Below are 7,462 nucleotides of genomic sequence, written 5' to 3'. Positions count from 1 at the left end.
CCAACCTTTTTAACTTTTCGTGAAGGCAATTTCGCAATCATCGCTTCGTTAATTTGCCATCGGTTGTTAACTTCGTTTGAAAGATTGATATTTTGCTCGCGAATGATTGGTTGTTTGGTTTCTATCGTTTTGATTTGTTCTGATTGAACATCATCACACTCGATTGCCTTTTCAACAAAATCGTTTGTTTCTAAATTTTCAAAATCAATTTCTCTTTTTGATAAAATAATAGTTTTATTTTTATTGTTATTGTTAATGTTATTGTTATATATATAGGCATCATTAAGCATCGCTTTAGCATCATGCTTAGCATGCTTAGCATCATTAAGCATCGTTTTAGCATCATTAAGCATTGCTTTAGCATCGTTTTTATCAGTATTTTCAGTAACTTGAGCATCATCACAAGCATCACAAGTATAAGTTGTATGTTTATCCCATCTTGCCTGCGCTGCTTTCTTTGCTCTCTCCGATAATCTCTTTGATCGTGATGCTTTTGATACCTTTTCTAAACTCTCATGAGAGTTAGTAAGCTCTTCTTCAACATCTAAATTCCACAAGCGACCATCTGCTAAACGAATGAAATATCCTTCTTCAAGCAAAACATTCAGTGCCGCTTCAAACTTCTTCACTGAATAACCAGTGTAATTAGATAAAACTTTAATATTATAAAAAAGAGGTTCACCAGTACGCAACATACGTAACCGTAATCGCATATAGATATTGCCCTCTACAGCAGGCAAATAATCAACAACTATTGCCCACTTGTCTGCAAAAAGCCTCGTCCATGGTAATTTACTGGACATACCCCAATTCCCTTTCTTTAACTAAATATAAAATTGCTAAAGCATCTGCTTCGTTGTCATCTTTCGGATTGTGCCCTTTTGCACGCACCGCCTTAATCATCTCTTCTTTCGACGCATTCCCCTTGCCTGTCGTCGCTTTCTTAATCGTACTTACTGGTATCCCCTCATACGGTATCTGATGCTGTTCACACCACGCCGTTAACGTTGCTAACAAACCTCCGTAAACATGCGCTGCATCTGTACCTTTATGACGCCTCACCTCTTCAAAATACACCGCGTCAATTTGACCTGCTGTCTGCTTTATTTCTGATAGCCATTGTTTAAAACGCAAGTAACGCATTCCACCGCCTTCAAAACGGCGTGATTGAAAATTCACGGTACCACTGAACATGTCACCACTTGCACCACGTATCGCCCACCCCGTTTTGGTACCTAGATCAAAACAAAGAATCGTGTTAATCACCGCTCCTCTCCATACAAAACGTATTTTATAAAATTACTGTTTTCCCAAAGCGGAGGAGAAAGAGATATGAGAAATATGCAAGAAAATTTTGTAGAATTAACTGACATTACAATTAACATGAACAATAAATTGAATAACATTGAAACAGAACTCGCAACATTCAAAAGACAAAGTATATTGAAAAAAGACCTTCCCCAAATGATAAGAAATTCCTTAGAAACTTTGTGGACAGAAAACATAGCAGAAGGTTTAGGACCAAAGATGAAAGTTGAGATCTTTAATCTTAAACCTGAAGATCTATCACCAGAAGGTATTCTCATAGAATTTTCCATCAAAAACCCCACAGACCGACCAATGAAAATGAACTATATACGAATAGATGAAAATAGCCCTTTCGAATTCGTTCAAGCATTCTATCCAACTCCTTATCCATACTCTCAAAGCTCTCCAAGAAGCATTCTTAAAACATCTCCCAAATGTATCGATTTAATAACTCCCGTTACAACAAATCCTGTCATCCAAAACAACGTATTAGAAAGAGGAATTGACCTATTTACAGTGAATGGTGGGTATAGTTTTCGATGGGAATTAAAAATTCGCTCCATAGAAACAGAAAATCATGATAAACTATCCGTTCCGATCTTTATCTTAGAACATACTTCATCATATGACCCACATAAAACACTTGAAGTTCGCTTTTGGCCCAGCTTTTTTCGAAAATTAAGTCATCAACGATGATAATCTTATAAGATTGGGAATTAGGTTTTACTTATCTTCTCACCTATTAAGGTGAGAAGATAAAAGTATTTATTAGTTTGTTCTTTTTCATGAATCATAACCTCCAAAGGTTCCTATAACTCTTCTTTCTTGTACTTTCTTTTTCAACTCTTCAATTGACATATTTAACTTTACAATTAATATATCTTTTTCCTTCAGTTCTGTTTTGAGCTCTTGTTCTCTATTGCGATAGAGCAAAACAAAAAAGAACATAGCGATAACACAAAAGAACATAACCGCATTGGTAGTAAAAAACGTAATAATTGCTACTAAACTCATCTTTCTCTCCTCACTTACCCTTCTTCTTACTCTTCTTATTCTTATGAAGCGGCGCTTTTACTGCTTCATCACGCTGTTTAAGCTCTTGTGTTAGTCTTTCAACTTCCTCGTCGCGTGATTGAACATCTGCTTTTAGTGCCTGTATCTTTTCACTTTTCCGTTTGAAATCTTCTCGGTACGCATCTATCTTTTGCTTAAGTTCTTCAATTTTCTCGTCGCGTTCTTTAATCTCTTGCTTCAATTCTTTAATTTCCGTATCACGTGATTGAACATCTGCTTCGAGTGTCATTACAACTTCACTTACATTTCTGAACGCCTTTTCATGCTCTTCAGTCTTTTGTTTCAGTTGTTTAATTTCCTCGTCACGTTCTTCAAGATCTGCATCACATTCATCAATTGTCTGCTTGCTTTCCTTTAAATACCTAAACTCATTCTCTTTCATTTTTTTCTTAATATCTTGAACCTGCTCTTTAAGTGCTTTAACTTGGTTGCGATAATGCAATGCAATACGAAACATCACTCCGCTTAAGAGCAAAACTGAAACCACTGCTATCCATAAAATTTCATTCGAACTCATCTTTATCTCCTTTAATTTTTATGAGGGCGGTCATCATGACCAATCTGTTGTGCTTCGCATTCCATTAAAAAAAGAATGCAACAAGCCGCATGTGCCAAGTGTGATAAATCACTCTCAGCATCCTTATGCTCTCCACCAAACCATGCTAATAAATGACGTAAAGCAGCACCGTGAAACCTGCTCCAGTGCATGCCATTACGCCAATTGTTTGCTCCGTACTTCTTTGCCCCAAACTCTAAAACTTTGCCGATTTCAATCAGTGCCAACGGCGGTATAAGCTCTATACGAGGCTTACCATCATCATTCTTATGCGCTTCGTTTGTGCTATATGAAACGTGTTTACGCATGTAAACTTCGTCGTTATCGCGAAAATCTTCATAGTCACAAACATCGGCATTGCCGTAAATCTTGGCATTCTCTCTAATCTTGGCATGCCCGTGAACTAAGGCGTTATCATAAACTTTAGATTGATCAAAAACATGTGCATGTTCATATACCTTGGCATTCCCATACACACGTGCTTTTGTATAAATTTCAGCATTCCCAAAAATGCGAGAATTCCCATAAACTTCTGCTTGACCTCTAACAAAAGCATTCTCATAAATTTGTGCTTCGCCGTAAACGCGAGAATGATAAACCTTGCTATTACCGTAAATCTTTGCATGATCATAAATATACGCATCACCGAAAACTTCTGCACAACCGTATACTTGTGCATGCCCAAAAACACGTGCCATGCCACCAACACGGGCATCTCCAAAAACACGAGCATTGCCAAAAACATATCCACGGCTAAAGGAATTATCCGAATCATCTACCCAACAATCCCCTTCATGTGATAGGTTACCTTCATGTTCTATAAAACCACCAAAATCACCTTTTTTAACGTTTCCAAAGTCTCTCAGTGCCCGTATGCGACGAAGCATTACAATACCATGTGAATTATTCTTATCAGGATAAAGCATAACCCCCTGTTCTATGAATTCATATTTCTTTTCTACAGCCATCATCATCTCCTTAATGCTGTAAAGTCTCACGCGCGCTATCAACGCCGGAACTTTTTGCAAATGTAGTCATTGGGGGGTGTTGCTCTTGCATTAATCTCTGCAAGCGCTCGGGATAAAAAAAATCTTCTGGACGCAAATCTATCCCATGATCACGTGCGTAATCTAAAATTTTTTGCTGGTGTTTTGCTGGCATGTCACGCCATCTATAAACAGATGACACATCTCTTTGCACTATGGTTGCTACAGTTTTGAAACCACCTAAATATTTTATAATTAATCTCGAAGGCATATGTAATCTCCATAACAGCACAATAAATAATTGCACTTTTTACATATGTCAACAAAAAATGCACCTTTCACATTTTTGCATTTTACGTATTTTTAGGGATAATATTTAAATTATGAGTAGCAATATTGAAAAAAGTATCCAACAATGGCTAGAAAAAAAATTAGACGAGCGCGGACACGGTGCTCAAATAGAACTAGCCGCCTACTTGGGAATCCATCAATCCACTATAAGCAGAATGATTAATCCTTACAAAAATGGAAAATCAAGAAGCATAAGTATTGGGGAATTAGTTAAAATAGCTGAGTTTTTTAACGAGCCCCCCCCCAATTTCTTCAATGATGTTGATCAAGAATTTATGAATTTTTATCGTGATCTTTCTGAAGAAAACAAGAAGTCTGTGATTTTATATATTGAGTTTTTAAGGCAATCAAAAGATAAGTTATAGTTTCCTTTTCTTTCTGAGAAAACCCTTTTAAAAGATTAGAATCTTGTTCCGCTATTTGCATTTTGTATCTCCATAAATTGTGGATAGTGCACTTTTTAAAAAAACATATCTAGCATAAATATGCACTTTTTACATTTTTATGTTGACACTTGCACTTTTTGCATATATTTATCTCCCATATCTTAGAAAATAACTTTTGCCAATAGGCTGTATGGAGGCATTTGTGAATAAACCAGTGTTTATAAATTCTGATGAAATTCTCTTAGTGATGTGCGAAAATGAAGAACAAAATCTCGCTAAATCTGGTCCTTTATTAGAAGAAAAGGACATTATCAATTTTATCGACCAAACCGATAATGCTGTCCAAATTTTGCGCGTAGAACCAACGACTAATCGTTGCGAAGATATCTCTGAAGATATTGCCGAATGCTATCTGAAAGAATGTGAAGAGCAATGTTTCAACGGCAATATACCTCACGACTTTGTTAAAGACAGTAACGCATACGGTTTTTTTTTAGAAGAAATCGAACAGCAGCGATATGAAGATGAAACTTACGGGACTTATGAACAGCAGCACCGTCTAACTCTTTCGGATGTCATTCCAAATTACCCACATTATACAGGGCGCTTTTAAAAACGCTCTCCTCTTTCCTCTTATTAAATGATCGGATGGAGTAAACTTATGAATAATCCTATCGCTATTACAAATAACACCATTAACGAAGAAAGCGTTCAGACAGTAAATGCACGTGAATTACATGTCTTTTTGGAGAGTAAACAAGATTTTTCTACTTGGATAAAAAAACGTATTATGACCTATGCTTTCCTTGATGGAAGGGACTTTATTCGCTTCCACAAAAAAATGGAAGCGAACAATGCCATAGCAGTAGAATACTATCTTACCTTAGACATGGCGAAAGAGCTTGCCATGGTCGAGCGTAATAAAAAAGGAAAGCAAGCCCGTCAATATTTTATTGAATGCGAGCGGCGTGCAAAGCAAGTTGTTACACCACAAATCGATTACTCAAGTCCACAAGCGATGATTGGCTTTTTGAATTACCTACAAGGACAAATAAATCAAAAAGATACCATCATTGAAGATTTAAAACCAAAAGCAATGGCTCTTGAAAGCTTGCAACGCTCTGATGGGCTCTTCGGTCTTATTACAGCTGCTAAAATTCTTGAAATGCAACCCAAAAAATTCATTCTCTTCTTACAAGAAAAAAGATGGATATATCGAATTACTGATGGCGCTCCTTTGCTTCCTTATCAAGATAAAATCCAAAAAGGACTAATGGATTGCTCAACCCACATTATTCAAACAACAACAAAGGCTGAAAAAGTCATTCCTTCAGCAAAAATCACAACAAAAGGCATGGGGGTGCTGTCTCAAGAAATTAAACGACAAAGCATGCATTAAAAGGAGTAAAACCATGGAAAAGAAATACGAACTTACTGATGAAACAATCGAAGTTGGGGGCAAAACTCTCCACCGCATTCGTGCATTGAGAGACTTTGGTAATGTTAAAGCAGGTGATTTAGGAGGCTATATCGAGAAAGAAGACAATCTAAGTCATGATGGCAATTGCTGGGTTTCTGGTAACGCCAAAGTTTATGGAAAAGCTAAAGTTTGTGGTTTTGCCGAGATTTTTGGTAATACCGTAATAGCCATATAAGCCGTTTTTAACCACACAACCAACTTTTAAACACCAGCGTGATTCACGCCACGGGTGAATTGCGCGCAATGTAGGAAATCAAGATGAAAAATTCTACTTTTTTAAACGAAATGGCAGAAAAATATGGATTTTCTGCTGAAGAATTTCGAACCACAATCATAAAAACTTGTATTGGAGATAAAAATGCTAATGTCATCACTGATGCAGAATTTGCCGTTTTTCTTTTTGTTGCCAATACTTATGGACTTAACCCTTTAACAAAAGAAATCTATGCTCTCCCTAAAAAAGGCGGCGGCATCATACCCGTTGTTTCTATCGACGGTTGGATAAAGATCATCAAATCAAATCCTGACTTTGATGGCATGACCTTTCAAGATCAACTCAATGATGATGGGAATATCATTGCTATCAAATGTGCTATTCGTCTCAAAGGCATTAAAGACCCTATCGAAGTCACCGAATATCGCAAAGAATGCGAACAAGGCCACAGTGACCCTTGGAAAAAATACCCCGCACGTATGTTGCGTCATAAAGCCACTATACAATGTGCTCGTTACGCTTTCGGTCTTTCCGGTATTTATGAAGAAGATGAAGCTAAACGTATCAATGAAACAAACCATAACGTACAAACGAAGTTAGTTTCTTATGATGTGCTTATGCAAATCAAACAATTAATAAACATCACTCAAACAGAAGAANTAAAGCCACTATACAATGTGCTCGCTATGCTTTCGGGCTTTCCGGTATTTATGAAGAAGATGAAGCAAAACGTATCAATGAAACAAACCATAGCATTCCAAAACAATTGGTTTCTCAAGATATGCTTATAAAAATCGAAGAATTAATCGAACAAACAGAATCGGATAAAAATAAGCTTCTCTCTTATGCAAAAGTAGAAAAGCTAACAGATATGTCTTGTGAAACAGCAGACGACGTTTTGAAAATATTAGAAAGCAAGCCAAGAATTCAAAGAGAAAGCGCTCTACAATCTCTCCCACCACAAGAGAAAACATACGTTCCTATACAAGATGCCGAATATATTCACGTCCAAGATATAGAATATGGACCACAAGAACAAAGAACGGCGGTGTGAGATGGAACAAAGAACAGCAGAATGGTTTCAAGCGCGCTTGGGTAAAGTCACCG

At 36.9% G+C, this 7,462-nt stretch carries 13 protein-coding genes; 7 read left to right on the top strand and 6 right to left on the bottom strand.

Annotated features, from left to right (window positions below):
• On the bottom strand, positions 1-803 hold an 803-nt coding region (locus ACFIME_RS05180; protein WP_375684607.1), incomplete at its 3' end, for a DUF1376 domain-containing protein.
• Positions 793-1,266: a crossover junction endodeoxyribonuclease RuvC gene (locus tag ACFIME_RS05175; RefSeq protein WP_375638626.1), complete on the bottom strand. Its 474-nt coding sequence runs from the start codon at positions 1,264-1,266 to the stop codon at positions 793-795. The genes ACFIME_RS05180 and ACFIME_RS05175, both read right to left, overlap by 11 nt.
• A 66-nt stretch (positions 1,267-1,332) precedes the next feature.
• Between ACFIME_RS05175 and ACFIME_RS05170 the strand changes: the two genes are divergently transcribed.
• Positions 1,333-2,004: a hypothetical protein gene (locus tag ACFIME_RS05170; RefSeq protein WP_375621782.1), complete on the top strand. Its 672-nt coding sequence runs from the start codon at positions 1,333-1,335 to the stop codon at positions 2,002-2,004.
• 87 nt (positions 2,005-2,091) lie between these two features.
• Here the strand turns inward: ACFIME_RS05170 and ACFIME_RS05165 are convergent, their stop codons facing one another.
• The 4 genes from ACFIME_RS05165 to ACFIME_RS05150 all read right to left on the bottom strand — a co-directional run bounded on the left by ACFIME_RS05165 (position 2,092) and on the right by ACFIME_RS05150 (position 4,195).
• The gene (locus tag ACFIME_RS05165; protein ID WP_208434686.1) at positions 2,092-2,322 is read right to left on the bottom strand and encodes a hypothetical protein; all 231 of its coding nucleotides are present in this window, start codon (positions 2,320-2,322) and stop codon (positions 2,092-2,094) included.
• Between the two features lie 10 nt (positions 2,323-2,332).
• Positions 2,333-2,899, bottom strand: a complete 567-nt coding sequence (locus tag ACFIME_RS05160) for a hypothetical protein (protein ID WP_375684606.1) — start codon at positions 2,897-2,899, stop codon at positions 2,333-2,335.
• Positions 2,900-2,910: 11 nt separating this feature from the next.
• Positions 2,911-3,246 (bottom strand): dATP/dGTP diphosphohydrolase domain-containing protein, encoded by a 336-nt coding sequence (locus tag ACFIME_RS05155; protein ID WP_273791733.1) that lies wholly within the window; start codon positions 3,244-3,246, stop codon positions 2,911-2,913.
• 670 nt (positions 3,247-3,916) lie between these two features.
• Complete coding sequence (locus tag ACFIME_RS05150) at positions 3,917-4,195, bottom strand: hypothetical protein (protein ID WP_375684605.1); 279 nt, start codon at positions 4,193-4,195, stop codon at positions 3,917-3,919.
• Between the two features lie 112 nt (positions 4,196-4,307).
• Between ACFIME_RS05150 and ACFIME_RS05145 the strand changes: the two genes are divergently transcribed.
• From ACFIME_RS05145 to ACFIME_RS05120, 6 genes are all read left to right on the top strand, one after another.
• Positions 4,308-4,640, top strand: a complete 333-nt coding sequence (locus ACFIME_RS05145) for a helix-turn-helix domain-containing protein (RefSeq protein WP_375612684.1) — start codon at positions 4,308-4,310, stop codon at positions 4,638-4,640.
• A gap of 223 nt (positions 4,641-4,863) precedes the next feature.
• A complete protein-coding gene (locus ACFIME_RS05140; protein WP_375678387.1) occupies positions 4,864-5,274 on the top strand; it encodes a hypothetical protein in 411 nt (136 codons plus the stop codon).
• Between the two features lie 48 nt (positions 5,275-5,322).
• Positions 5,323-6,060 carry an antA/AntB antirepressor family protein gene (locus tag ACFIME_RS05135; RefSeq protein WP_375684604.1) on the top strand — a complete coding sequence of 246 codons (738 nt, stop codon included), beginning with the start codon at positions 5,323-5,325 and terminating at the stop codon, positions 6,058-6,060.
• Between the two features lie 13 nt (positions 6,061-6,073).
• Positions 6,074-6,316 carry a hypothetical protein gene (locus tag ACFIME_RS05130; protein WP_375674532.1) on the top strand — a complete coding sequence of 81 codons (243 nt, stop codon included), beginning with the start codon at positions 6,074-6,076 and terminating at the stop codon, positions 6,314-6,316.
• Positions 6,317-6,399: 83 nt separating this feature from the next.
• The gene (locus ACFIME_RS05125) at positions 6,400-7,146 is read left to right on the top strand and encodes a recombinase RecT (protein ID WP_404977443.1); all 747 of its coding nucleotides are present in this window, start codon (positions 6,400-6,402) and stop codon (positions 7,144-7,146) included.
• The gene (locus ACFIME_RS05120) at positions 7,137-7,409 is read left to right on the top strand and encodes a hypothetical protein (protein ID WP_375684608.1); all 273 of its coding nucleotides are present in this window, start codon (positions 7,137-7,139) and stop codon (positions 7,407-7,409) included. The genes ACFIME_RS05125 and ACFIME_RS05120 overlap by 10 nt, the downstream gene beginning before the upstream one ends.
• The last annotated feature ends 53 nt before the right edge of the window (positions 7,410-7,462 follow it).

The sequence above is a fragment of the Bartonella sp. AP1QHHD genome, assembly GCF_042196265.1.
Taxonomy (GTDB): Bacteria; Pseudomonadota; Alphaproteobacteria; order Rhizobiales; family Rhizobiaceae; genus Bartonella.
This window is presented reverse-complemented; position numbering and strand designations above follow the sequence as displayed.

What these genes read in the sequence shown, in the direction of transcription:
- ACFIME_RS05135 (WP_375684604.1), top strand. Translation starts at nt 5,323, where the DNA reads ATGAATAATCCTATCGCTATTACAAATAACACCATTAACGAAGAAAGC.
- ACFIME_RS05165 (WP_208434686.1), bottom strand. Translation starts at nt 2,322, where the DNA reads ATGAGTTTAGTAGCAATTATTACGTTTTTTACTACCAATGCGGTTATG.
- ACFIME_RS05130 (WP_375674532.1), top strand. Translation starts at nt 6,074, where the DNA reads ATGGAAAAGAAATACGAACTTACTGATGAAACAATCGAAGTTGGGGGC.
- ACFIME_RS05145 (WP_375612684.1), top strand. Translation starts at nt 4,308, where the DNA reads ATGAGTAGCAATATTGAAAAAAGTATCCAACAATGGCTAGAAAAAAAA.
- ACFIME_RS05120 (WP_375684608.1), top strand. Translation starts at nt 7,137, where the DNA reads ATGCTTATAAAAATCGAAGAATTAATCGAACAAACAGAATCGGATAAA.
- ACFIME_RS05150 (WP_375684605.1), bottom strand. Translation starts at nt 4,195, where the DNA reads ATGCCTTCGAGATTAATTATAAAATATTTAGGTGGTTTCAAAACTGTA.
- ACFIME_RS05160 (WP_375684606.1), bottom strand. Translation starts at nt 2,899, where the DNA reads ATGAGTTCGAATGAAATTTTATGGATAGCAGTGGTTTCAGTTTTGCTC.
- ACFIME_RS05170 (WP_375621782.1), top strand. Translation starts at nt 1,333, where the DNA reads ATGAGAAATATGCAAGAAAATTTTGTAGAATTAACTGACATTACAATT.
- ACFIME_RS05155 (WP_273791733.1), bottom strand. Translation starts at nt 3,246, where the DNA reads ATGCGTAAACACGTTTCATATAGCACAAACGAAGCGCATAAGAATGAT.